This is a genomic window from Pseudomonas sp. LAMO17WK12:I1 (genome assembly GCF_900177315.1).
GTDB lineage: Bacteria > Pseudomonadota > Gammaproteobacteria > Pseudomonadales > Pseudomonadaceae > Aquipseudomonas > Aquipseudomonas marginalis.
Window position 1 is genome coordinate 44,752 of sequence record NZ_FWZV01000024.1, and the last position, 21,925, is coordinate 66,676.

General features: G+C 63.4%; 22 protein-coding genes. 7 read left to right on the plus strand and 15 right to left on the minus strand.

Annotated elements, in window-relative coordinates:
- Nucleotides 1–84 precede the first annotated feature (84 nt).
- From B9N88_RS31090 to B9N88_RS31125, 8 genes are read right to left on the minus strand one after another with little or no spacing between them, the layout of a single operon-like run.
- Nucleotides 85–678 (minus strand): cysteine dioxygenase family protein, encoded by a 594-nt coding sequence (locus B9N88_RS31090; RefSeq protein WP_027607916.1) that lies wholly within the window; start codon nt 676–678, stop codon nt 85–87.
- A 16-nt stretch (nt 679–694) separates the two neighbouring features.
- Entirely contained in the window at nt 695–1,519 is an 825-nt protein-coding gene (locus B9N88_RS31095; protein ID WP_027607917.1) for an amino acid ABC transporter ATP-binding protein, read from the minus strand.
- Nucleotides 1,506–2,189, minus strand: a complete 684-nt coding sequence (locus B9N88_RS31100) for an amino acid ABC transporter permease (RefSeq protein WP_027607918.1) — start codon at nt 2,187–2,189, stop codon at nt 1,506–1,508. Before B9N88_RS31100 ends, B9N88_RS31095 begins: the two co-directional genes overlap by 14 nt.
- Nucleotides 2,179–2,904 (minus strand): amino acid ABC transporter permease, encoded by a 726-nt coding sequence (locus B9N88_RS31105; protein ID WP_027607919.1) that lies wholly within the window; start codon nt 2,902–2,904, stop codon nt 2,179–2,181. Before B9N88_RS31105 ends, B9N88_RS31100 begins: the two co-directional genes overlap by 11 nt.
- On the minus strand, nt 2,901–4,103 hold the full coding sequence (locus tag B9N88_RS31110) for an aminotransferase class I/II-fold pyridoxal phosphate-dependent enzyme (RefSeq protein WP_027607920.1): 1,203 nt from the start codon (nt 4,101–4,103) through the stop codon (nt 2,901–2,903). The genes B9N88_RS31105 and B9N88_RS31110 overlap by 4 nt, the downstream gene beginning before the upstream one ends.
- On the minus strand, nt 4,100–5,521 hold the full coding sequence (locus tag B9N88_RS31115) for an FAD-binding oxidoreductase (protein ID WP_027607921.1): 1,422 nt from the start codon (nt 5,519–5,521) through the stop codon (nt 4,100–4,102). The genes B9N88_RS31110 and B9N88_RS31115 overlap by 4 nt, the downstream gene beginning before the upstream one ends.
- The gene (locus B9N88_RS31120) at nt 5,514–6,320 is read right to left on the minus strand and encodes a transporter substrate-binding domain-containing protein (RefSeq protein WP_027607922.1); all 807 of its coding nucleotides are present in this window, start codon (nt 6,318–6,320) and stop codon (nt 5,514–5,516) included. The genes B9N88_RS31115 and B9N88_RS31120 overlap by 8 nt, the downstream gene beginning before the upstream one ends.
- Nucleotides 6,321–6,322: 2 nt before the next feature.
- A complete protein-coding gene (locus tag B9N88_RS31125; RefSeq protein ID WP_027607923.1) occupies nt 6,323–7,144 on the minus strand; it encodes a transporter substrate-binding domain-containing protein in 822 nt (273 codons plus the stop codon).
- Between the two features lie 243 nt (nt 7,145–7,387).
- On the opposite strand from B9N88_RS31125, the gene B9N88_RS31130 reads away from it, so the two are divergent.
- Complete coding sequence (locus B9N88_RS31130) at nt 7,388–8,239, plus strand: LysR substrate-binding domain-containing protein (RefSeq protein ID WP_370671275.1); 852 nt, start codon at nt 7,388–7,390, stop codon at nt 8,237–8,239.
- A gap of 78 nt (nt 8,240–8,317) precedes the next feature.
- On the plus strand, nt 8,318–9,463 hold the full coding sequence (locus tag B9N88_RS31135; RefSeq protein ID WP_027607925.1) for a MalY/PatB family protein: 1,146 nt from the start codon (nt 8,318–8,320) through the stop codon (nt 9,461–9,463).
- 47 nt (nt 9,464–9,510) lie between these two features.
- Here B9N88_RS31135 and B9N88_RS31140 read toward each other — a convergent pair whose 3' ends face one another.
- Nucleotides 9,511–9,726, minus strand: a complete 216-nt coding sequence (locus tag B9N88_RS31140) for a TOBE domain-containing protein (RefSeq protein ID WP_003173733.1) — start codon at nt 9,724–9,726, stop codon at nt 9,511–9,513.
- Nucleotides 9,727–10,066: 340 nt separating this feature from the next.
- Here B9N88_RS31140 and B9N88_RS31145 point away from each other — a divergent pair, with 340 nt between their 5' ends.
- The 3 genes from B9N88_RS31145 to B9N88_RS31155 are packed head-to-tail and all read left to right on the plus strand — an operon-like array spanning nt 10,067 to nt 12,589.
- Nucleotides 10,067–11,038: an aliphatic sulfonate ABC transporter substrate-binding protein gene (locus tag B9N88_RS31145; RefSeq protein WP_027607926.1), complete on the plus strand. Its 972-nt coding sequence runs from the start codon at nt 10,067–10,069 to the stop codon at nt 11,036–11,038.
- A gap of 10 nt (nt 11,039–11,048) precedes the next feature.
- Nucleotides 11,049–11,876 (plus strand): ABC transporter permease, encoded by an 828-nt coding sequence (locus tag B9N88_RS31150; protein ID WP_027607927.1) that lies wholly within the window; start codon nt 11,049–11,051, stop codon nt 11,874–11,876.
- Entirely contained in the window at nt 11,873–12,589 is a 717-nt protein-coding gene (locus tag B9N88_RS31155) for an ABC transporter ATP-binding protein (protein WP_027607928.1), read from the plus strand. Before B9N88_RS31150 ends, B9N88_RS31155 begins: the two co-directional genes overlap by 4 nt.
- Nucleotides 12,590–12,923: 334 nt before the next feature.
- Here B9N88_RS31155 and B9N88_RS31160 read toward each other — a convergent pair whose 3' ends face one another.
- The 5 genes from B9N88_RS31160 to B9N88_RS31180 all read right to left on the minus strand — a co-directional run bounded on the left by B9N88_RS31160 (nt 12,924) and on the right by B9N88_RS31180 (nt 17,656).
- Nucleotides 12,924–13,841 (minus strand): DUF4880 domain-containing protein, encoded by a 918-nt coding sequence (locus B9N88_RS31160; protein WP_027607929.1) that lies wholly within the window; start codon nt 13,839–13,841, stop codon nt 12,924–12,926.
- Nucleotides 13,838–14,356 carry a sigma-70 family RNA polymerase sigma factor gene (locus tag B9N88_RS31165; protein WP_027607930.1) on the minus strand — a complete coding sequence of 173 codons (519 nt, stop codon included), beginning with the start codon at nt 14,354–14,356 and terminating at the stop codon, nt 13,838–13,840. The genes B9N88_RS31160 and B9N88_RS31165 overlap by 4 nt, the downstream gene beginning before the upstream one ends.
- 91 nt (nt 14,357–14,447) lie before the next feature.
- Complete coding sequence (locus B9N88_RS31170; protein ID WP_027607931.1) at nt 14,448–15,065, minus strand: LbetaH domain-containing protein; 618 nt, start codon at nt 15,063–15,065, stop codon at nt 14,448–14,450.
- A gap of 89 nt (nt 15,066–15,154) precedes the next feature.
- Nucleotides 15,155–16,600, minus strand: coding sequence for a mechanosensitive ion channel family protein (locus tag B9N88_RS31175; RefSeq protein WP_027607932.1), 1,446 nt, complete (start codon nt 16,598–16,600; stop codon nt 15,155–15,157).
- 189 nt (nt 16,601–16,789) lie between these two features.
- Entirely contained in the window at nt 16,790–17,656 is an 867-nt protein-coding gene (locus B9N88_RS31180; protein ID WP_027607933.1) for a pirin family protein, read from the minus strand.
- Between the two features lie 179 nt (nt 17,657–17,835).
- Between B9N88_RS31180 and B9N88_RS31185 the strand changes: the two genes are divergently transcribed.
- Nucleotides 17,836–18,579 carry a response regulator gene (locus B9N88_RS31185; RefSeq protein WP_027607934.1) on the plus strand — a complete coding sequence of 248 codons (744 nt, stop codon included), beginning with the start codon at nt 17,836–17,838 and terminating at the stop codon, nt 18,577–18,579.
- A gap of 20 nt (nt 18,580–18,599) precedes the next feature.
- On the plus strand, nt 18,600–19,919 hold the full coding sequence (locus B9N88_RS31190) for an ATP-binding protein (protein WP_027607935.1): 1,320 nt from the start codon (nt 18,600–18,602) through the stop codon (nt 19,917–19,919).
- Here the strand turns inward: B9N88_RS31190 and B9N88_RS31195 are convergent.
- Nucleotides 19,916–21,856 (minus strand): TonB-dependent receptor domain-containing protein, encoded by a 1,941-nt coding sequence (locus B9N88_RS31195; RefSeq protein WP_027607936.1) that lies wholly within the window; start codon nt 21,854–21,856, stop codon nt 19,916–19,918. The genes B9N88_RS31190 and B9N88_RS31195 overlap by 4 nt on opposite strands.
- Between the last annotated feature and the right edge of the window lie 69 nt (nt 21,857–21,925).

Sequence of the window (21,925 nt, forward strand, 5' to 3'; positions counted from 1 at the left end):
GTGTCAGTTAATCCATCCGGTGACTGGCACTCTGCCATCGGGGGCAAGCCCCCTCCCACATTTGATCCGGTTGACACCCCGCGATCAGTAAGCGCGAATAGACGGCGCCATCTGCGAGGCGTTGTAGTTGAGGATGCGGCCGTCCGCGTCCACGCCGTAGCGGCCATTGAGGGATTCCAACGGCAAGCCATACAGGTGGAAATGCAACGTTGCCTGCTCACCTTCAACCTTGATGCCATGCAGGTCTTCACCGAGGAACGAGATCGACGTGCCTGGCTGCACGATCACTTCCTTCTCAAGGCTGAGGGTGGTGAAGCCCGGTTCGCGGCCTTCGTCATTGCGTGCATAGACGTAGTTGATCTCCTGGCCTTCCACCGCGCTGATGATCGCCCAGGTCTCGTGGTTGTGCGGGAGCGTGCTTTTGCCCGGCAACAACGAGTTGAGGTACAGGGTGGGCGTATCGCCGTCGTCGTTGAGGCGATAGCGGAATGCGCTGCTGCCCTGCCCTGGCACAGGTGCGGGGAATGCCTCGAAGTTGAACAGGTCGCGGCGCTCGGCCAATTGCTCCAGCAGGCCGACGATTTCCACCAGGGCCGCACGGTCTACGCCGCGCTGGTTGATGACGCGGATCTGCTGCAAAAACGCCTCGATCACGGCGGCACGGTTTGCGTTGCTCATCACGGTTTTCCTCTTATCAGACTGACAGGCTGTAACGGCTCAAATGGGTCAACAGGTACGGGTCATGGTGGATGGGGCCACGGCGCCCCGAATCGCCCAAGGCATGGCGCAGGAACGTCTGGGTGCGTTCGTTGCCAGGGTTCTGGAAGATCTGCGCGGCGCTGCCATGCTCGACAATCACGCCGTTTTCGGTGAAGTACACGACGTCGCTGATCTCTTCGGCGAAGCGCATTTCGTGTGTGACCAGTACGCAGGTCATGCCCTCTTCGGTCAACTCGCGGATCACCGTCAGCACTTCGCCGACGGTTTCCGGGTCGAGCGCCGAGGTCACTTCGTCAAACAGGATCAGCTCCGGGCGCATCGCCAGGGCGCGGGCAATCGCCACGCGCTGCTGCTGGCCGCCGGACAACTGGCCCGGGTACGCATCGGCCTTGTGCTCCATGCGCACCTTGGCCAGCAGCGCCCGCGCGTCTTTTTCCGCATCGGCACGGCTGCGACCGAGCACCTTGCGCGGGGCGATCACCAGGTTTTCCAGCACCGACAAGTGCGGGAACAGGTTGTATTGCTGGAACACAAAGCCGACGCGCTTGCGCAACTCGATGCGCTGGGCTTCCTGGACCAGGCTGTCGACCTGGGTCTGGTCCACGCGAATGCTGCCGCGCTGGGGCTGCAACAGCCCGGTGATGCAGCGCAGGATCGTGGACTTGCCCGAGCCCGACGGGCCGATGATCGACACGGCCTGGCCGCGCAGCACGTCGAGGTCGATGCCCTTGAGCACCGGGTTGGCGCCGAACGACAAGTGCACATCCCGCAGGCTCACCAGGGGTTCAGTAGAAGGCATAACGGCGCTCCAGGTGTTGGGTCAGGCGGGAAATCGGGTAGCAGTACGCAAAGAACAGCACCAGCAGGCTCAGGTAGATCACCACGGTAAAGCCGGTCATGTTCACGGTGTTGCTGGCGATCTGCGCGGTGTCGATCACATCATGCACGCCCACCAGCGAGGCCAGCGCGGTGCCCATGGTGACCACCGCGTAGAGGTTCATCCACGGCGGCAACATGCGCTTGAAGCACTGCGGCAGGATGATCGAGCGAAACAGCTGGCCACGGGTGAACGCCAGGGACCGCGCGGCTTCCCATTGGGTGCTGGGGATCGAACCGATGGCGCCACGGAAGATTTCCGCGACATTGGCGCTGGCCGGCAAGGCCAGGCCGATAGTGACCTTGACCCAGTCGGGGAACGACACGTAGCCGCTGCCGATCCGGATCTCGAACGGGAACACATAGGTGGTGAAGTAGATCAGCACCAGCCATGGCGCATTACGAAACACCTGCACCCACAGCCGCGCCACAAAGCCCAGGGGCGACAATGCCAATGCACCGATCAACAGGCCCAGCACCGAACCAATGCCGATCGCCAGCAGGCTGATCAGAATGTTCTGGCCAAAGCCTGCGACCAGCGCCGGCGACCATTGCCACAACGCCGACAGCACGGGAAATGAATCAATGGCCATAGCCGGGCATCCTCAGGCGCGCTTCAAGCCAGCGCCCCACACAATTGACGATAAAACTCAGCAGGCCGAAAAAGCTCAGGATCAGGAGCATCAGCTCCAGCACGTTGTCACTCTGGGTCCAGATCATGATCGCCGCGTAGGTGATGTCGCCCACCGCAATCGCGGAGGCCACGGCGGTCATCTTCACTAGGTCGATCAGGTTATTGATCAGCGACGGCAAGGCGAAGCGTAGCGCCAGGGGCAACTGCACATTCCACAGCAACTGGCGGCGACTGAAGGCCAGGGAGCTGGCGGCCTCCAGCGTGACGGCGGGCACCGCTTCGATGCCGGCGCGCAAGGCCTCGGCATGGAACGCGCCCTTGTGCAGGGAGATCACGATCACCACCCAGGCAAACGGCGTGAGCGGGTTGGCCGCGCCGACCGCCTGGGTCAACAGCATGTTCAACACCAGGAACGCGCAATACAGCTGCACCAGCGTCGGCGTGTTGCGCGTGACTTCCACGAACACCCGCGCCGGCTTGGCCAGCCAGGGGTTGCCTGAAGTCAGCATCGCTGCCAGCGTGATCCCCGCCAGCAGGCTGCCGAGGATGGTGAACAGGCACAGCAGGCCGGTGGTCAGCGCGCCCTGGACCAGGCTGCCGCGCTGATAGGCGTCGAGCAGGAAGGTGTAGTTCAGGCCGATACGCGCGGCCCAATCGACGAAAAGCTCCATCATTGCAATTTTCCGCAGGCTGTCACGATACGCCGCCCGGCTTCGGCAACGCTGTCGGTCGCGGTGGCGATGGACAGGCGGAACCACGGCGACAGGCCATAGGCACTGCCCGCCACGCCGGCCACGCCTTCCTCCAGCAACCAGGCCACCACATCGGCGTCATTGTCGATACGCTGGCCGTCCGGACGAGAACGCCCCATCAGCCCGGCGCAACGCACGAAGACGAAGAAGCCGCCTTGGGGCTCGAGTACGTCCAGTCCATCGATGTTTTTCAGCGCCTCGACCAGCATGTCGCGGCGCAATTGATAGGCTGCGACCTGCTCCGCGAGGAAGTCCAACCCGCCGGTATACGCCGCCAACGCTGCCGCCTGCCCCACCGATGAGGCGCCGGAAGTGGATTGGGATTGCACCACCGCCATGGCGTCGGTGAGGGTTTTCGGCCCCGCCCCAAAGCCGATGCGCCAGCCGGTCATGGCGTAGGTCTTGGACACGCCGCCCACCAGCAGGCAGCGCGCCTGCAAATCCGGCGCGACATTCAACAGGCTCTGCGCCGGGCGACCATCGAAGCGGATGTGTTCATACAGCTCGTCCAGCAGGATCAATACGTGGGAATGACGCCGCAGCACCTCGGCCAGCGCCTGCAGCTCGGCTTCGCTGTACACCGCGCCACTGGGGTTGCCGGGGCCATTGAGGATCAGCCAGCGTGTGCGTGCGCCGATGTGCTGCTCCAATTGCGCCGGCAGCAGCTTGCAGCCCTGCTCCAGGCCGCATTCGATAAACACCGGTTCGCCGCCATTGAAACGCACGCTGTCCGGGAAAGACGGCCAGTACGGCGTCGGCACCAGCACTTCATCACCGTCATCCAGGGTAGCGGCGAAGGCATTGAAGATGATCTGCTTGGCGCCATTGGCAATCACGATGGACGCCAGCGGGTAGTCGAGTTGGTTTTCTTCGGCCAGCTTGCGCTGCACCGCGACGCGCAAGGCTTTAACGCCCGGCGTCGGTGTGTATTTGGTCGCACCGGCAGCGATGGCTGCGCAGGCGGCCTGCTTGATGTGCTCGGGCGTGTCGAAATCCGGCTCGCCGGTGGTGAGGTCGAGGATGTCGCGACCGGCATCGCGCAATTCAGTCGCGCGGGATTTGGCCGCGGCGTTGGCGGACAGCGACACTCGCTGCACGCGCCGGGACAGGCGTACGGTCATGGCTGAACCTCGAGGACTTTGCCGGGGTTGAGCAGGTTGTGCGGATCCAGCGCCTGCTTGATGCGGCGCATCAGGTCCAGCTCCACCGGGCTTTTATAGCGGCCGAGCAGGCCGACCTTGCGCTGGCCGATGCCATGCTCGGCGCTGATCGAACCGCCGTGGGCGTTGGCGCTGTCATGCACCAGCGCGCTCAATTGCGCGTAATGGGCCATATGCGCCTCCACCGTCGAATCCAGCGGATGGGCCACGTTGTAATGCAGGTTGCCGTCGCCCAGATGGCCAAAGGTGAAGTTGCGCACGCCGGGGAAATGTTCCTGGAGCACTGCATCGGTGTGGGCAACGAAGGCCACCACCTGAGAAATCGGCACCGAGATGTCGTGCTTCATGTTGCCCCCGGCACGTTTCTGCGCCTCACTCATGTTCTCGCGCAGCAGCCACAAGGCGTCGCTTTGCGCCAGGCTTTCGGCGATCAGGGCGTCGGCGATCAATTCGTGCTCGAAGGCTTCGCCAAGCACGTGTTCAAAAGCCTCGCGGGCATGGCTTTCGCCATGGTTATCCGAGAGTTCGATCAAGGCAAACCAGGGTTGGCGCGCGCTGCTGAACGGCTGGGGGCCTTCAGGGAACTGGTCGCGCAGCAAGGCCAGGCAATCGGCGCTGAGTAATTCGAAAGCGGTGAGATTGGCGCCAAAACCGGCACGGGCGTGGGACAGGAACGCCACCGCCTGGGCCAGCTCATCAAAGGCCAACAGTGCGGTGGCCTGGGCCTTGGGCAGCGGGAACAACTTCAAGGTGGCGGCAGTAATAATGCCAAGGGTGCCTTCGCTGCCGATGTACAGGTCGCGCAGGTCGTAGCCGGTATTGTCCTTGCGCAAACCGCGCAGGCCATCCCATATCTCGCCTTCGGCGGTGACGACCTCCAGGCCCAGGGTCAGCTCACGGGTGTTGCCATAGCGCAGCACTGCGGTGCCGCCGGCATTGGTGCCGAGGTTGCCGCCGAGGGTGCAACTGCCTTCGGCGCCCAGGCTCAACGGAAACAGACGGCCGGCCTCGCGGGCCAGGTCCTGGACGTTTTGCAGGATGCAGCCGGCTTCTACCGTGAGGGTGTCATTGTCGGTATCGACATTGCGCACACGGTTCATGCGGTCGAGCAACAGCAACACCGAGCGCCCGCTGGCATCCGGCGTCGCGCCGGCCATCAGGCCGGTGTTGCCGCCCTGCACCACGATGGGCGCTTTCAACGCCACACAGGCGCGCACCACCGCGGCAACTTCTTCGGTATTCCCTGGGTGCACCGCCGCTACCACCCGCCCGCTATAACGGCCCTGTTTATCGGTGAGGCGGTGCGCCGCCTCATCACTGGTTTGTACATGGGCCGCGCCGAGCAGTTGTTGCAAGGTGGCGAACAGCGCATCACTCATGGCTGAACTGCTCATGCAGGTCGCGCAAGGCCTGGGACGGCGCCATGCCGGTGCGCTCGCCGAGGGCGATCAGGAAGCCGCTTTTATGCCAGCTCTTCACGATGGCATCGAGTCTGGCCTGGGTGTCGTGCTCGCCCTTGCGAATCCAGATCACCGATTTCGACGGGATCAAATCGCCAGGCAACGGGATTTCATAACCGGCCCACTCGGCATCGCTGAGCAGCGCATGCATGGTCGGGCTGACATGTACGGCGGCCACGCAACCATTGCCACGCAGCGAGAGCAGCGATTCGGATTGGCTGCGGAACGCCTTGATCTGTGCGCCGTAGGTCTCCTGCAAAGGCTTGATGAAGTTACTGCCCTGGGACACGCACACCGGCTGGCCCTTGAGGTCGGCCCACTGCTGGATGCCGGCGCCTTTGCGAATCAACGCAGCGCCGCCGACTTCTTCATAGGGCGTAGGCACGTAGTCGAGGATTTCGGCGCGCTCTTCGGTGAACTGCATATTGGCGATCAGAATGTCGACCTTGCCCTGTTGCAGGAACTGCACGCGGTTGGGCGCCAGCACCGAGACAGTCTGGGTCTCGACACCCAGCGCCTGGCCGATGCCTTTGGCCAGCTCGACGTTGTAGCCCAGGTGTTCGCCGGTCTTGGGATCAATGGTGCCGAACGGCGGACCGCTGAGGATCACGCCGACGCTGACGACGTGGCGTTGCTGGATCTTGTCGAGGGTGGCGTCGGCATGGGCGAGGCCCGCGCACAGGGCCAGGCCGAGTGCGGTGAAGGTTTTCAGGTTCATGCTCAGGCGCCCTTGAACTGTTTCTGCAATTCCACCAGGGCCGGTGATGCCGGACTGATGCGGTTGCGGGTCTGGGCGTCGATCAGCCAGCCGCTGCGGTGCAGTTCCTTGACGATCGGGTCGAGCCTGGCCTGGGTGTCATTCTCGCCACGACGGGTCCAGATCACCGACGGTGCCGGGTTGAGCTCCGGACCAAGGACGCGGTAGTCCTTCCATTCGGCACTGTCGTTGATCAACGGGTTGATCAGGGTAGAGTCGTGTACCGCCGCGACGCAGTTGTTGCCCCGCAGGGCCAGCAGCGATTCGGACGAGCTCTTGAACGCCTTGAGTTGCGCGCCGAACCCGGTCAGCGGCTTGACGTAGCTGCTGCCCTGGGAGGTGCACACGGGTTGGTCCTTGAGGTCTTCCCAGCGGGTGATCTGGCTGTCTTTGAGCACCGCAGCCGCACCGCCGACGCGGTAGAACGGCGTCGGCACGAAGCCGAGGATTTCACCGCGTTCGGCGGTCCATTCCATATTGGCGATGAGCAGGTCGACCTTGCCCTGTTGCAGGAACTGCACGCGGTTGGCCGGCAATACCGGCACCAGTTGCACTTCGGCCTTGAGTTGACGGCCCAGCTCATTGGCCAGGTCGACGTTCAAGCCCTTGGGCTGTTGCGTGGCCGGATCGATGCTGCCAAACGGCCCGCCGGACAACAACACGCCCACCACCAGCACATGGCGCTGCTCGATCTTGTCCAGGGTCGCATCGGCCTGCGCCGCCACACTGCCGCCCAGGGCGATCATCGACCCCAGGGCCACCGGCAACCATTTCTTCAACATCATTGGACTTCCCCCTGGCGAATGATCGGCGTACCCCGACCTGATGGAGGGGCATGCTAGGGAGAGTGCGCGGGCAACGGAAATGCAAATATCTCATATCGTTATAACTTGCCGTGTCCGCCCCGCCTTCGTTTTTGGCATAACCCTTTATTTATTGACCCACGCAAAAATAATCTCCAGAAAAGCATAAATATCTGTAATGTTTAACTTCACGTCCTTGATATAAAACCGCCCCTGGAAATGGCCATGTCGACCCTCGACCTTGAACTCCTGCGCACCTTTATCGCCGTGGTCGACCACCACAGTTTCGCCGAAGCCGGCACGCACCTGGCGCGCACCCAGTCGTCCGTGACCCAGCATATGCAGCGCCTGGAGCAGCAAGTGGGGGTCAGCCTGTTCGAGAAGCGCGGCCGGCAAAAACAACTGACCGAGCCCGGCCTGCAACTGCTGCGCCATGCGCGGCAGATGCTGGCGCTGAATGACGATGCCTTGAATTCCCTGCGCGAGAGCAGCCTGAGCGGTGTGCTGCGCATCGGCTCGCCCCACGATATTGCCGACACCATCCTGCCGCCGATCCTCAGCCATATCGCCCGCTCGGCGCCGCGCCTGCGCCTGGAGATCGACGTGGGCCGCAGTCCGTTCCTGATGGACGACCTGCACCGGGGCAAGGTGGACATGGTGATCTCCACCCGCGCCGACCCGAACCTGGAAGGCTTTGCGCTGCGTACGTCGCCGGTGTGGTGGATCTGTTCGGCGCAGTACATCCACCAGCCGAGCGAGCCGCTGCCGCTGATCCTGGTGGATGAGCCGAGCATCTACCGGCGCTACGCGCTGGAGGCGCTGGAACGGGCGAACATTCCCTGGCGCCAGGCGTACCTGGCGTCGAACCTGATCGGGATTAAAGCGGCCACTCGCGCGGGCCTGGGGGTGACGCCGCGCAGCATGGAAATGCTCGGCCCGGACATGCGCGTGCTGGGCGAAACGGATGGGTTGCCGAGGTTGCCGGAGGTCACGTATTACCTGTGGATTCGGCCGAATACGGCGAACCCGATTGCGCGCAAGGCGTATGACTTGATTCGGGGCAGCCAGGGCCTGTAAAGACGGGGCTGGCATCTGGATTTTATCCCGTTAGAATCATCGCCATTCCCGCCTGCCCTCCCTGACACGAGCCCCTTCATGAGCTTTGATTTCGACACGATCCACCCCCGCCTCGGCACCGGCAGCACCAAGTGGAACCGCTACCCGGCCGATGTGTTGCCGATGTGGATCGCCGACATGGACATCGCCGCGCCGCCCGCCGTGCTGCAGGCCCTGCACGCGCGCCTCGACCAGCAGATTCTCGGCTACAGCGTGGCCGGCCCGGATGTACGCGAGGCCATCGTGGCCGACCTGTGGGCCAAGTACGCCTGGCGCGTGCAGCCCGACGACCTGCTGTTCCTGCCCGGCGTCGAGCCTGGCTTCAATATGGCGCTGCACGCCTTCGTCCAACCGGGCCAGCCGGTGGTGCTGCAAACCCCCAACTACCGGCCGATTCGCCTGGCGCCCGGCCACTGGAACCTGCCGCGCATCGAAGTACCGTTCGAATTGAACAACGCTGAATACGTCACCCCCATGCCCGCCCTGCGCGAGGCCCTGAGCGGCGCCGGCGCACTGCTGCTGAGCAACCCGCACAACCCGATCGGCAAGGTCTTCCCCCGCGAAGAACTGCTGGCCCTGGCCACTGCCTGCCTGGAAAACGGCGCGCTGATCATCAGCGACGAAATCCACGCCGAACTGTGCTTCGACGGCCGCCGCCACATCCCCACCGCCAGCCTTAGCCCTGAGATTGCCCAGCGCACCATCACGCTGATGTCGGCGAGCAAGGCCTACAACGTGGCCGGCCTGAAGACCTGCTTTGCGGTGATCCAGAACGCCGAGATCCGCGAGCGCTTCAACCAGGCCCGCTGCGGCATGGTCGACAGCGTCAGCCCCCTGGGGCTGGAAGCCACCCGCGCTGCCTACAGCCAGTGCGGTGAATGGCTCGACGCGCTGAAGCACTACCTGCAAGCCAACCGCGATTACCTTCTCGACGCCGTGCAAACCCGTTTGCCCGGCGTGGTGATGCATGCGCCGCAAGGCACCTTCCTCGCCTGGCTGGACTGCAGCGCCCTGGGCCTGGACGACCCACAGCAGTTCTTCCTCGAACAGGCCAAGGTCGGGCTGAGTGCGGGGATCGAATTCGGTGACGACAGCCAGCAGTTCGTGCGCCTGAACTTCGGCTGCCCACGGGCTTTGCTGGAAGAGGGTCTGCAACGTATGGAGCGTGCGCTGCAGCAACGCTGAGGCAGGCTTTATGGATGTGGGAGCAGCGCTCCCACATCCGGTGGGCTTCACAGCTTGGCGATGGACACTTCGGTGGACTTCACGAAGGCAATCACTTCGCTGCCCACCTTCAATTCCAGGTCACGCACCGAGCGGGTGGTGATCACCGAGGTGACGATGCCGGACGCGGTTTGCACGTCGATTTCGGACACCACCTCCCCCAGCAGGATTTCCTTGATCACACCCTTGAACTGGTTGCGCACGTTGATCGCTTTAATGGTCATGTCGGCTTTCCTTTTGGCTGTTGGGTCAATCCGCACGAATGCGCAGGCCCTCAAAGTGCGCCATCACGCAGAACATTAAAAGGAATATATAACTCTTTATTTATTCCATAAAAATATATGCGCACTGTTGCCCCACCAACAGCCGATCAACAATTTGCTACCCCCGTAGCAGCTGCGGATTTGGATAAGGCGATATTTACGGTTAAGACGATCTCTACGCGGGGTAGCGGTAACCTTGGCATAGAGACTGCATATTCCTGTAAAGCATGATGAGACATTAAAAATCATCTTTCTGAATATAAGAAAAGCCTTCTCTCAACGCCTTGTCCGGAGCTGTTCCATGAAACCCTTCACCCAGCGTCTACTCGGCGCCTGCGCCCTCATCCTGAGCCTGCAGGCACATGCCTATGCCGCCGAAACCGATCCCGCCGAAGTCAACCTCGACTACGCCTACTACTCGCCGGTCAGCCTGGTGCTCAAGCACTTCGGCTGGCTGGAACAGGCCCTGCCCCACAGCAAGGTCGGCTGGGTACTCAGCCAGGGCAGCAACCGCTCCCTGGAATACCTCAACAGCGGCGGCGTGGATTTCGCTTCGTCCGCAAGCTTGTCCGCCGTGTTGAGCCGCGCCAATGGCAGCCCGATCAAATCGGTGTACGTCTACAGCCGCGCCGAGTGGACCGCCCTGGTGGTGCGCAAGGACTCGCCGCTCAACAGCGTCAGCGACCTGAAGGGCAAGAAAATCGCCGCGACCAAAGGCACCGACCCGTACCTGTTCACCCTGCGCAGCCTGCAACAGGCCGGGCTGAAAAAAGACGACGTGGAACTGGTGCACCTGCAACACCCGGACGGCCGCACCGCCCTGGAAAAAGGTGACGTGGACGCCTGGGCCGGCCTCGACCCGCACATGGCCGCGAGTGAAATCCAGGCCGGTTCGCGCCTGCTGTACCGCAACAAGGATTTCAACAGCTATGGCGTGGTGAGCGTCACCGAGCAGTTCGCCAAGGCGCACCCACAGACCATCACCAAGGTGCTCGGGGCGTATGAAAAAGCCCGGGATTGGGCGGTGAAGCACCCCGATGAATTCGCCAGGTTGCTGGCGGATGAATCCGGCCTGCCGCTGGAAGTGGCCAAGCTGCAATTGTCGCGCACCGATCTGAGCACGCCGTTGTTGAGCGCCAAGGATGTGCAGTCGTCGAAGGCGGCGGCGCCGATCCTGGTGTCCGAGGAATTGGTGCGTCGCGGGGTGAATGTGGACCAGGTGATCGATCAACTGATCGACCCTTCGTTCGGCCAAACCCTGTCGAAGCAATAAGGGGCGCGCGATGACCAGCAAAAGCCAGGCATTGCCCCTTCCGGTCCCCGCGGTCAGCCAGCGCAGCGCCTGGCCACGACGGTTCAAAGGCCTGGTCCTGCCGGTGCTGATCCTGTTGATCCTGGAAGTGGTCGTGCGGGTGGGCTGGCTGCCGTCCTACCAGATGCCGGCCCCCAGCGAGATCGCCGTGACCCTCACCGACCTGGCCGAGGGCGCCTTGTGGAAACACATCAGCGCCAGCCTCGCCCGCGTGCTGCTGGGCTTTGCCATCGGCGCCAGCCTGGCCCTGGTGTTTGCCGCCTGGGTCGGTTTGAGCCGTGAAGCCGAAGCCTACCTGGAGCCGACCTTCGCCGGCCTGCGTTCGATCCCGAGCCTGGCCTGGGTGCCCTTGCTGCTGCTTTGGCTGGGCATCGATGAAACCTCGAAGATTGTGCTGATCGCCATTGGCGCGTTTTTCCCGGTGTACCTCAATGGCGTCGCGGCGATTCGCGATATTGATCGCAAGCTGGTGGAAGTCGGGCAAATGTACGGTTTCAGTCGCCGCCGCCTGGTGCGCCGGATCCTGCTGCCCGCGGCCCTGCCCGGCCTGTTCACCGGGCTGCGCAGTGGCTTGAGCCTGGCGTGGATGTTCCTCGTGGCGGCCGAACTGATCGCGGCGACCAAGGGTTTGGGTTACCTGCTCAGCGATGGGCGGGAAACCTCACGGCCCGACATTGTGCTGGCCGCCATCATCGTATTGGCGCTACTGGGCAAGGTCAGCGACGGCCTGCTCGCGGCGCTGGAGAAACGCTGCCTGGCCTGGCGCGACACCTTCACCGGCCAAGGAGCGGAACAATGAGTACGCAGCCGTTATTGGACATTCGGGTGGAGCGTAAAAGCTTTGCCAGCACCACCGTGTTGAAAGACGTACGCCTGGCCTTGCAGCCGCGCGAAGCGGTCAGCCTGCTGGGCCCCAGTGGCTGTGGCAAAAGTACCCTGCTGCGGATCGTCGCCGGGTTGGAAAAGGACTTCCAGGGCGAACTGCGCAGCCCTGACGGCGACGTGGCGTTCGTGTTCCAGGAACCGCGCCTGATGCCCTGGCTCACGGTGGAGCAGAACATTGGTTTCAGCGATGACAACCGCTACGACAGGGCCTGGGTCACACAATTGATCGAGGAAGTCGGCCTCAAGGGCTTCGCCCAGGCGCTGCCCAAGGCGTTGTCCGGCGGCATGGCACAGCGGGTGGCGATCGCACGCGGCCTGTATTCACGTCCGCAGGTGTTGCTGCTCGACGAACCGTTCAGTGCGGTGGATGCCTTCACCCGCATGAAGCTCCAGGACTTGCTGCTGCAACTGGCCGCGCACCACGCCATCGCCCTGTTGCTGGTGACCCATGATGTGGACGAAGCGCTGTACCTGAGTGACCGGGTGCTGGTGATGGACAACCGGCCCAGCAGCATCCGCCAGGAGCTGACGATCGACCTGCCGCACCCGAGGGATCGGCGTGATCCGTTGCTGGCCCGGCTCAAGGCGCGGGCCTTGACCGAGTTGCAGCGTGCCCACGTGATCTGAGGACTACTCGTAACCTGTGGCAATCCCGCTCACCACAGGCTAGGAGTAGTTCCCAGATCACGTGGGCACGTGGAGGTGCAATCTCGAATGCGTTATTGGGTGAGCCTGCGCAAGCTTATTGTGGTGAGCGGGCTTGCCCCGCGCAGGGCTGCGCAGCAGCCCCAATCAGGATCACTGTGTTCTGTCAGGTAAACCGCAGCGCCTGGTTTTGGGGCTGCTGCGCAGCCCTGCGCGGGGCAAGCCCGCTCACCACAGCAAGCCCGCTCACCACAGCAAGCCCACTCAGCACAATAAGCTTGTTCACCGCAACAAGCAGGCTGGCCACAAAACCGCATTACGCCGCCTTGCGCAGGCTCACCCAATAACGCATTCGAGCTTGCACCTCCAGCCCCAGGGTCGAGGCCAGCAGGTTGAGGATGCGGTCGGTGTCATCCAGGCGAAAACTGCCGGTCACCCGCAGCGTTTCCAGGCTGGGATCCCAGCGCAATACGCCCGGACGATAGCGTTCCAGCTCGCGCAGAAAATCCCCCAGCAACTGGTTCTGTGCGGTCAACACGCCGTCGCGCCAGCCTAATTGCAGCACATCGAAGGGCACCGAGGCGCCAAGCCCGGCGGCTTTCAACGGCGCTTGCTGGCCCCCCTGCAATGTCGCCAGGTTTGCGCGCAAATCACGCACCTGCACCGTGCCCTTGAGCACCGACACCAGGCAGCCGGAAGGCAGTTGACGCACGCACACCTCGGCCTGGCTGACGAGCAATTGGCCGTAGCGGGTTTGCACCGTCATCGCCGCCGTACCCGGAACGTTCAGCGCCAGCTCACCGTCGACCAGGGTGATGCGCCGTTGTGCCAGGTCCACGTCTACGGCTGTAGCGGTATTGAGTTGCAGGCTGCCCCCCTCGGCCAACGGCAGGCGTTTGCGTTCGCCGGTAGCGGTGTGCAAATCGGCACGCCAGGCGTCGATGGGCAACTGGCGGCTGATCAGCCAGGCCGCCGGCACCAGCGCCGCCACCCCCAGGGCGCGCTTGAGCACGGCACGTCGCCCCGGTTGCGGGCGGTCGAGGCTGGCCATGGCGAGCGCCTGGGGCAAATCGCTGAAACGCTGGCGCAGGGTTTGGGCTCTTTGCCAGGTCTGTTCATGCTGGGGATGGCTGTCGCGCCAGTGCTGCAAGGCGGCGTGATCGCGCTCGGTGGCCGCGCCGGATTCGAGCAGCGCCAGCCACTGGGCGGCGGCGCGCGCGACGTCGCGGCTCACAGCTCCACCAGCAGGCAATGCTCGTAGGCCTGGGCCATGTAGCGCTTCACCGTACGTTCGGACACGTCAAGGCGCTCGGCAATCTCGCGGTAACCCAGGCCTTCCAGCTGGCTCCATAGAAACGCACGGCGCACCAGCACGGGCAAGCCGTCGAGCAATTCATCCAGGGCTTGCAGGGTTTCCAGCACCAGCCAGCGCTGTTCGGGCGACGGCACACAGGTGTCGGGCAAGGTGGCCAGGGCATTCAGATACGCCTGTTCCAAACTGCGGCGCTGATGAAAATTCACCAGCAGGCGCTTGCCCACCGTTACCAGGTACGCCCGGGGTTCCTGCATCTGCGCAATCGGCTGCGCACTGGCAAGCACCCGCAGGAACGTATCCTGGCTCAGGTCGGCCGCATCCCAGGCATTGCCCAGGCGCCGCCGCAGCCAGCTTTCCAGCCAACTGCGATGGTCACGGTACAAGCTCGATAGCGTCAGTTCAGGAGCGTGCGTGGGGACAACAGCATCATTCATGGCAACAACCTGCACGGCGCGATTGAGTCTCAAATGAGATTCATTCTATTTAATATCGTGCCGGGACACCATGATCTTTTCAACTTCGCGTTTATACCGACGCCTCGGCATCAAACACCCGCCCACGCCCCACGACACTGCCTGGCACCAACAGCGCCCCAGGCGCCAGCACCGCGTTAGCGCCGATCCGGCATTGATCCCCCAGCAACGCGCCGAACTTGTCGCAGCCGCTGCGCTGCAACACCCCGTCAACCCGTACCAGTACTTCCTTGTCGTCCCGCTCGTTGCGGTAGTTGGCGACGATACTTCCCGCCTCGAGGTTGACCCCATGGCCCAGCACTGAATCACCGACAAAGTTGAAGTGAGCCAGTTTGCTGCCGCTGAACATGAAGGTGGTTTTCAGTTCGGCGCCGGGGCCGATGATGCAGTGCTCATCCACCCAGCACCCACCGCGCAGCAGCGAGCCGCTGGCGATAAAGCAATGGGCGCCGATGATCAGGGGCGGCTTGAGCAAGGCACCGGGTTCGACGATGGCGGTACGGTGGATGGCGACTTCGTCGTGCACGCGGTAGTCGTCGGCCGGCAGTTCGGCGAGCATCTGACGAACAACGGCCGGCGCCTGGGCGACCAGGGCCCAGGGCGCCAGGCCGGCCCACGGGGCCAAGGGGGATTGAGCAAGGTTGGCGATGTAGTCGGCGAGTCGAATCAAGGTCGAGCCCTCACGTGGTCAGAGACAGTCAAGAAACCCACATTGGCGATCATTCGACCTCGAGTACAGCACTTCCAGGCCCTCGCCTCTCACAGACCGCGCTTGCGCAACCACTGCAAAAAGCCCTTTTTCACCGGCACCACCGGCGCTTCCTGGGTCAGGACCTGGGCGGCGTGCAGGCGGAAATCCAGCAGCGCCTTCATCGCCTCGCCGATGTCGTGACGCGCGTCCAGGCACGGTTTCAAGTATTCATTCTCGATGCGGTACAGCGTGCAGAAGGTCTTGGCGGAAAAGTCCGCCAGCGCGGCCTGGTCAGACAAGATCCCGGCCTCGCCAATCACTTCTCCCGGCCCCATGCGCCCGGCTTCGAATACATGGCCGCCCTTGGTCAACATCACCGAAACCACACCGGACTCGACGATAAACAAATGATCGCTGACCTCCCCCGCCGGCAGGATCATCTCGCCGGCGCGGTAGGTGTGCAGGGTCATGTTCTGGCTGAAGGTGTCTTTCTCTTCCTGGCGCAGGGTGGAGAAAATCGACGACCGCTCCAGCAACGCCCGCGCGGCGGACATGGCCGGCGGCGCGCTGCTTTCGGTGGCGGACAGCACAGCCACGCCCGCCGCCTGCAGGTGCCGGAACGCCAGGTCATAGAGCTGGTTGCGCACCTCGCGCTTGAGGGCCATGGCTGGCACGAAGCCGCTGATTTCATACTCCACGCCGCCACTGGCAGAGGTCTTGAACGCCACGCTCGGCGCCGGCTTGGCCAACAGTGGCCGGCACCCCTGCATCGCACGCTCCAGCGCCTCGATCACGGTTTGCGGGCGCGCATGGGGGCTGACCTGCAGGCTGACCGCCAGGCCGAACATATCCGCCGGGCGCGAAAAGTTGATGATCTTGGCCTTGGCCGCCAGGGAGTTGGGGATCACCGCCAGGCTGCCCTGGGAGGTTTGCAGGCGCGTGGCGCGCCAGTCGATGTCGGTGACCCGCCCTTCGGTGCCGTCGATGGAGATCCAGTCATCGATCTGATAAGGCTTGGTGGTGTTGAGCACGATCCCGGAAAACACATCGCTGAGGGTACTTTGCAACGCCAGGCCGACGATGATCGCCACCGCGCCGGAGGTGGCCAGCACGCCCTTGACCGGCAGGTCGAGCACGTAGGCCATGGCGGCGATGATCGCGATGAGGAAAATCACCGCGCCCATCAAGTCCTGCAACAACCGCCCGGTGTGGCCTACCCGCTGCATCATCACCGCGCCCAGCAACACCGTCAGCGTACGCGCCGCAAACAGCCACCAGCCGATCTGCAGGGCCGTGGCGGCCAAGTGCAAGGCGGTACTGTCGGCATAGGGCGCAAGTTGCATGGGGTTCATGCCGTCGTTGAACAGCACGGCACTGAACACGGCAAAAATCGCCAGTCGCGCAGCCAGCTTCCAATTGGCCAGGTCGGCAGAGATCAGGCGCCACACGGCGATGTCGATAAAGATCAGCGCCACGGCGCACAGCATCGGGTGATCAGCGATAAATGAGGGCATCCAGGCGACTCCAGGGCGAATGACGGGAAGATCGCATGAAATGCCGTTCCAGGGTATAGCGAAAAAAAGTGGGAGGAGGCTTGCCTCCGATAGCCGAGTGTCAGGTTGAACCTCTGTACCTGATCCACCGCCATCGGGGGCAAGTCGAATCGTCGCACCGCCCCTCCCACATTGGCCTTGTGGCCGACCTTAATCCTGCATCTGTCCGAAACGACCCGATTGGAAATCCGCAAACGCCTGGTGAATCTCCTGCTCGGTATTCATCACAAACGGTCCATGCCCAACGATAGGCTCGTCAATCGGTTCGCCGCTGAGCAGCAGGACCTTGGCGTCGTCGTTGGCCTCCAGGGTGAGTTGGCGGCCGTCGCGTTCGAATAACGCCAGTTGGCCTTGGCGTGCGACTTCTTCGCCATTGACCAGCACCGTGCCGCGCAGGATCACCAGGGCGGTGTTGCGCCCGGCGTGCAGGTCGAGGGTGACGGGCTTGCCGGCGTTGAGGCGCAGGTCCCACACATCGATCGGCGTAAAGGTGCGCGCCGGGCCCTGGGTGCCGGCGAATTCACCGGCGATCAGGCGCAGGTGGCCGGCGTCGTTGGCCAGGGGCAGCAAGGGGATATCGCCGTCGACGATGGTCTGGTAGCCCGCGTCGGCCATTTTGTCCTTGGCGGGCAGGTTGACCCACAGTTGCACCATCTCCAACGCACCGCCGCTGCGGGCGAAGGCGGCGGAGTGGAATTCCTCGTGGAGGATGCCCTTGGCGGCGGTCATCCATTGCACATCGCCCGGGCCGATTTTGCCGCCGGCGCCGGTGGAGTCGCGGTGTTCGACTTCGCCATCGTAGACGATGGTCACGGTTTCAAAACCGCGATGGGGGTGCTGGCCGACGCCGCGACGCTGGTCTGTCGGGGTGAAATCGGCCGGGCCGGCGTGGTCCAGGAGCAGGAATGGGCTGATGTGCTTGCCCATCGAGTCGTAGGAAAACAGCGTACGCACGGGGAAGCCGTCGCCGACCCAATGGGCGCGAGGGCTGGTGTAGATGCCGATGAGTTTTTTCATGGTAGTCCTCCAAAGTGCATACACCTTAAAACTCGCAGCAATTCGGCGCTAGACGGTAAAAACAACCTTGATCGTCCTACCGGCAGGACGATCTACGGCGGCATCCTCACAAAAACAGCGTTAATGATAATGACTCGTAGTAATATCCACCCTCTCCCGCTCAACCCTCGAGGGCTGCAATGCCGTTTGCCCCTGCGCCTGCCGCACCGCGCGTACTGGTGGTGGATGACCACCGCAAGATTCGTGAACCCCTGGCCACGTACCTGCGACGTTACACCTTTGAGGTGCGCACCGCTGAAGACGCAGCCGGCATGTGGCAATTGCTCAAGACCCAGGCGTTCGATGTGGTGGTGCTCGACGTGCTGCTGCCGGATGGCGATGGCTTTGAGTTGTGCAACCAGTTGCATCGGCGCAGCAACACCCCGGTGATCCTGCTGACCGCCCGCGACACTGCCGCCGACCGCATACGCGGCCTGGACCTGGGTGCCGACGATTACGTCACCAAGCCGTTCGAGCCCCGGGAGCTGGTGGCGCGTATCAACAGCGTGCTGCGTCGTCAGGGCCGCGCTACCGGCCCCACCGCGCCCGGCGCCGGCGCACGGGCCTATGAGTTTGCCGGCTGGCACTTCAGTGTGACCAGCGCCACCTTACGCCGCGATGCCCACCCCGACATCCAACTCAGCACCGCTGAAAGCCGGTTGCTGCAGGTGTTCCTCGCCCACCCCAACACCCTGCTGCCCCGCGAACGCTTGATCGACCTCACCGCCGCCGCCGACAGCGATGTCAGCGACCGCGCCATCGACCGGCAAGTCAGCCGCCTGCGCCGCAAGCTGGCCCAGGGCGATGCGGCGCCGGAACTGTTGCGCACCATCTGGGGCGGCGGTTATCTATTGGCCGCCGAGGTCAGCGAATGCACGCCCTGAACCGGCTGTGGCCGCGCACCCTGGCACGGCAATTGAGCCTGTTGTTGTTGCTGGCACTGCTGGCGTCGAACGCCATTGCGATGTTGTTTTTGCAACGCACCGGCAGCCTGATCCACCCGCTGTCGCGCAGTTTCAGCCTGGAACGCCTGGGGATTGCCCATCACACGGCAATCGACCTGACCCCAGGTGAAACCGCGCACCTGCTGGCCGGCATGAGCACCGACGACACGCGCTTCTGGATCGGCCCCACGCCGGAGGTGGCGCCGTTTGCGCAACGCCCGGAAGAACAGCGCCTGGCCAACCAGCTGCGCCGCCAATTACAGCTGGATAACAGCGCCGCCATTGGTATGCAGTTGGAACGCATCAGCGGCGCCGACGCCCGCACCCATGTGTTCAGCCCCGCCGGGTGGGCGCCGTTGCGCCTGCGCAGCAGCGTGCCGCTGCCCAACGGTACCTACCTGAATGCCGTGCAATACCCCGCCGGCGCCTATGAATGGGGTCGCGTCCTGGCTTACAGCCTGCCGGTGACCACACTGCCGGTGCTGCTGATCGTGATGTTTTTCATTGCCCGCGTGGTGCGCCCGATCAAGACCCTGGCCCAGGCCACCGAGCGCGTCAGCCGCGGTGAATGGATCGCCCCGCTGGCGGAAACCGGCCCACAGGAAGCCCGCGACCTCACTGCCGCCTTCAACACCATGCAGGTCAACCTCGCACGGCATGTCGAAGGGCGCACGCGGATGCTCGCAGCGGTCAGCCATGACTTGAATACGCCGATCACCGAACTGCGCCTGCAAGTGGAGTTGCTGGAGCCCGGCGCAGCCCGCGATGACATGCTCGAAAGCCTCGGGGAACTGAGTGCGATGGTGCGTGAAACCCTGGATTTCGTGCGCGACGACGCGGTGCAGGAAGCGACTGCCACGCTTTCGTTGAGCGACTTGCTGGATGACCTGGCCAAGCGTTACCAACGCCTGCGACAGCCCGTCACCTGGGCCGGCGCACCCGCGTTACTGCTGACCTGCCGGCCGCTGGCGCTCAAGCGCGCACTGACCAACCTGATTGACAACGCCCTGCGCCATGCCGGCGACGCCGACCTGAGCCTGGCGCGCGAGGACAACGGTTGGCTGCGCATCGAGATTCTCGACCACGGCCAAGGTCTACCCGAGGCGTGGTTGAGCAAAGTCTTCGAGCCCTTCGTACAACGGGGTGTCAGTGACGGCGGCGTGGGGCTGGGCCTGGCGATCGCACGCTCGTGCATCCAGGCCCATGGCGGTGAACTGGTCTTGGAGAATCGCCCACCGGCCGGCCTGTGCGCGGTGGTGCGATTGCCCACAGCGCTCTAGAAGTTGAGCGTGGCGCCCATCCACAGGGTGCGGCCGTAGTTCACCGTGCCATAGGTTTCATCGTCCAGGCGCTTGTCGGTGAGGTTGTTGAGGGAGGCGTTGAGGGTCAACGAATCGCTCACGTCATAGGAGCCGCCCAGGTCGGCGGTGGTGTAGCCCGGCGCCGGTTCGTCGGTGGTGATGGTGTTGCCGGTTTCCTCGCCGTAGTAGCTCAGCGAGGCCCAGGCCTGGGTGCGATCGTTAATAGTCCACTCGGTACGCACATTGGCTTTTTGCTCAGGGGTGAGGGCCAGGGGCGCACCTTTGTTGGCACCGCTTTTCTGCTCGGAGTCGGTGTAGGTGTAGTTGGCCTTGAGCAGCACGCTGGGGTTGATGTCCCATTGGCCGTTGAGCTCAACGCCCTGGATGATCGCCTTGTCGACGTTGACCCGCTCCATGATGGTGTAGCCGTTCCAGCGCCGGTCGGTGGTGACGGTGGAAAGCTTGTCCTGGAAGTCGTTGTAAAACAGCGTCACGCCGCCGGACAGGTTGTCGCGGTTGCTCCACAGCGCCGAGACTTCGTAGTTGGTGCTGGTTTCGGGCTTAAGGTCCGGGTTGCCGAACATCACGAAGCGGTTGCGGCGCAGGTAGGCGTAATCCTCGACGACCGCACGCAGCTCGGGGGCCTTAAAGCCACGTGCAACACCGCCCTTGAACGTCCACTGCTCGGTGGCGCGCCACACCCCGTAGACCCGTGGGCTGAGGTGGGCGCCGTACTCTTCGTGCTCATCCAGGCGCAGGCCGGTGGTCAGGGCGAAGCTGTCGGTCATCGACCACTCGTTTTCCGCGAACAAGGCTTTTTGCACCACCGAGAATTTATAGTCGACGCGGTCACCGAGGCCCTGGTTCCAGTCGGTCAGCTCGCTTTTATTCCATTGCAGGCCCACGGTGCTGACGTTGCGGGCGGTGGGCACCACCAGCTTGGCGTCAAACACAGTGTTCTTGATCTCGGGTTTGCGCCCGTAGATGTCAGTCTGCGCCGGTGTCGCCTTGCCTTCACGGCTGGAGGTTTCCTGGGACAAGGCAATGTCCGAGGTGGCCCAGCCCCAGCGGCCCTGATGGGACAGCGACCAGTGATCGCGGTTGTTTTCCTGTTCGCGGGTGGCCCAGTTGGCGCTCATGCCGTCGCCATTCTTCAAGCGCGTGGCGCCGGCTTCCAGCAGGATGTCGTGGTCGATAGTGGGGGTGAAGGCCAGGCGCGCGGTGAGGTCGCGGTGGTCAGCCTTGCTGAAGCCATTGGTCTGCTCGATGTCGTCATCGGCCTGGCGGTCCAGGTAGCGGCCCCACACCTGCAAACCGAGGAAATCTTCCTTGAGCGGACCACTGAGGTAGAACTGGGTCTGGCGTGCATTGCCCTGGTCGCTGTGCTGGCGCGCCGAGTAGTCGTACCCGACGGAGCCGCCCCAGGTCGGTGAGACCTTGCGCGTGATCACGTTGATCACCCCGCCGATGGCATCCGAGCCGTACAGCGACGACATCGGCCCGCGCACCACTTCAATCCGCTCGATGGCCGCAGCGGGTGGCACGAAGCTCTGTTCATAGCCACTGTTGCCGTTGACCCGCGATTCCCGCGCACTCTGGCGCTTGCCGTCTACCATGATCAGGGTGTAGTCGGCCGGCATGCCACGGATGGAGATGTCGGTTTCATTCGCACCGCCGTTGACGGTGACGCCTTCCACGTCTTTAACCGCGTCGCCGAGGTCGCGGTAGGACTTGCGACGCAGCGCCTCGCCATCGATCACGGTGACCGAGGCCGGCGCGTCTTCCACGCTTTGCGCAAAACCGGATGCAGTCACCACTACATCATTGAGTTCCAGTGCAACAGGCTCATCGGCGTGGGCATGAAGACTGGCGGCCACCAGCAGGGCCAGGGGCGAGAAACGAAAAGCAGGCAGCATGGGCGAAGACCTTCGGATTAGACTCAAAAGAGAATCGTAATCATCCAGCCCCGAATAACTTGGACAAAG

What these genes read in the sequence shown, in the direction of transcription:
- B9N88_RS31150 (WP_027607927.1), top strand. Translation starts at nt 11,049, where the DNA reads ATGACCAGCAAAAGCCAGGCATTGCCCCTTCCGGTCCCCGCGGTCAGC.
- B9N88_RS31175 (WP_027607932.1), bottom strand. Translation starts at nt 16,600, where the DNA reads ATGCCCTCATTTATCGCTGATCACCCGATGCTGTGCGCCGTGGCGCTG.
- B9N88_RS31115 (WP_027607921.1), bottom strand. Translation starts at nt 5,521, where the DNA reads ATGAGTGATGCGCTGTTCGCCACCTTGCAACAACTGCTCGGCGCGGCC.
- B9N88_RS31120 (WP_027607922.1), bottom strand. Translation starts at nt 6,320, where the DNA reads ATGAACCTGAAAACCTTCACCGCACTCGGCCTGGCCCTGTGCGCGGGC.
- B9N88_RS31090 (WP_027607916.1), bottom strand. Translation starts at nt 678, where the DNA reads ATGAGCAACGCAAACCGTGCCGCCGTGATCGAGGCGTTTTTGCAGCAG.
- B9N88_RS31180 (WP_027607933.1), bottom strand. Translation starts at nt 17,656, where the DNA reads ATGAAAAAACTCATCGGCATCTACACCAGCCCTCGCGCCCATTGGGTC.
- B9N88_RS31110 (WP_027607920.1), bottom strand. Translation starts at nt 4,103, where the DNA reads ATGACCGTACGCCTGTCCCGGCGCGTGCAGCGAGTGTCGCTGTCCGCC.
- B9N88_RS31185 (WP_027607934.1), top strand. Translation starts at nt 17,836, where the DNA reads ATGCCGTTTGCCCCTGCGCCTGCCGCACCGCGCGTACTGGTGGTGGAT.
- B9N88_RS31100 (WP_027607918.1), bottom strand. Translation starts at nt 2,189, where the DNA reads ATGGCCATTGATTCATTTCCCGTGCTGTCGGCGTTGTGGCAATGGTCG.
- B9N88_RS31105 (WP_027607919.1), bottom strand. Translation starts at nt 2,904, where the DNA reads ATGATGGAGCTTTTCGTCGATTGGGCCGCGCGTATCGGCCTGAACTAC.
- B9N88_RS31195 (WP_027607936.1), bottom strand. Translation starts at nt 21,856, where the DNA reads ATGCTGCCTGCTTTTCGTTTCTCGCCCCTGGCCCTGCTGGTGGCCGCC.
- B9N88_RS31155 (WP_027607928.1), top strand. Translation starts at nt 11,873, where the DNA reads ATGAGTACGCAGCCGTTATTGGACATTCGGGTGGAGCGTAAAAGCTTT.
- B9N88_RS31145 (WP_027607926.1), top strand. Translation starts at nt 10,067, where the DNA reads ATGAAACCCTTCACCCAGCGTCTACTCGGCGCCTGCGCCCTCATCCTG.
- B9N88_RS31095 (WP_027607917.1), bottom strand. Translation starts at nt 1,519, where the DNA reads ATGCCTTCTACTGAACCCCTGGTGAGCCTGCGGGATGTGCACTTGTCG.
- B9N88_RS31130 (WP_370671275.1), top strand. Translation starts at nt 7,388, where the DNA reads ATGTCGACCCTCGACCTTGAACTCCTGCGCACCTTTATCGCCGTGGTC.
- B9N88_RS31140 (WP_003173733.1), bottom strand. Translation starts at nt 9,726, where the DNA reads ATGACCATTAAAGCGATCAACGTGCGCAACCAGTTCAAGGGTGTGATC.
- B9N88_RS31135 (WP_027607925.1), top strand. Translation starts at nt 8,318, where the DNA reads ATGAGCTTTGATTTCGACACGATCCACCCCCGCCTCGGCACCGGCAGC.
- B9N88_RS31125 (WP_027607923.1), bottom strand. Translation starts at nt 7,144, where the DNA reads ATGATGTTGAAGAAATGGTTGCCGGTGGCCCTGGGGTCGATGATCGCC.
- B9N88_RS31165 (WP_027607930.1), bottom strand. Translation starts at nt 14,356, where the DNA reads ATGAATGATGCTGTTGTCCCCACGCACGCTCCTGAACTGACGCTATCG.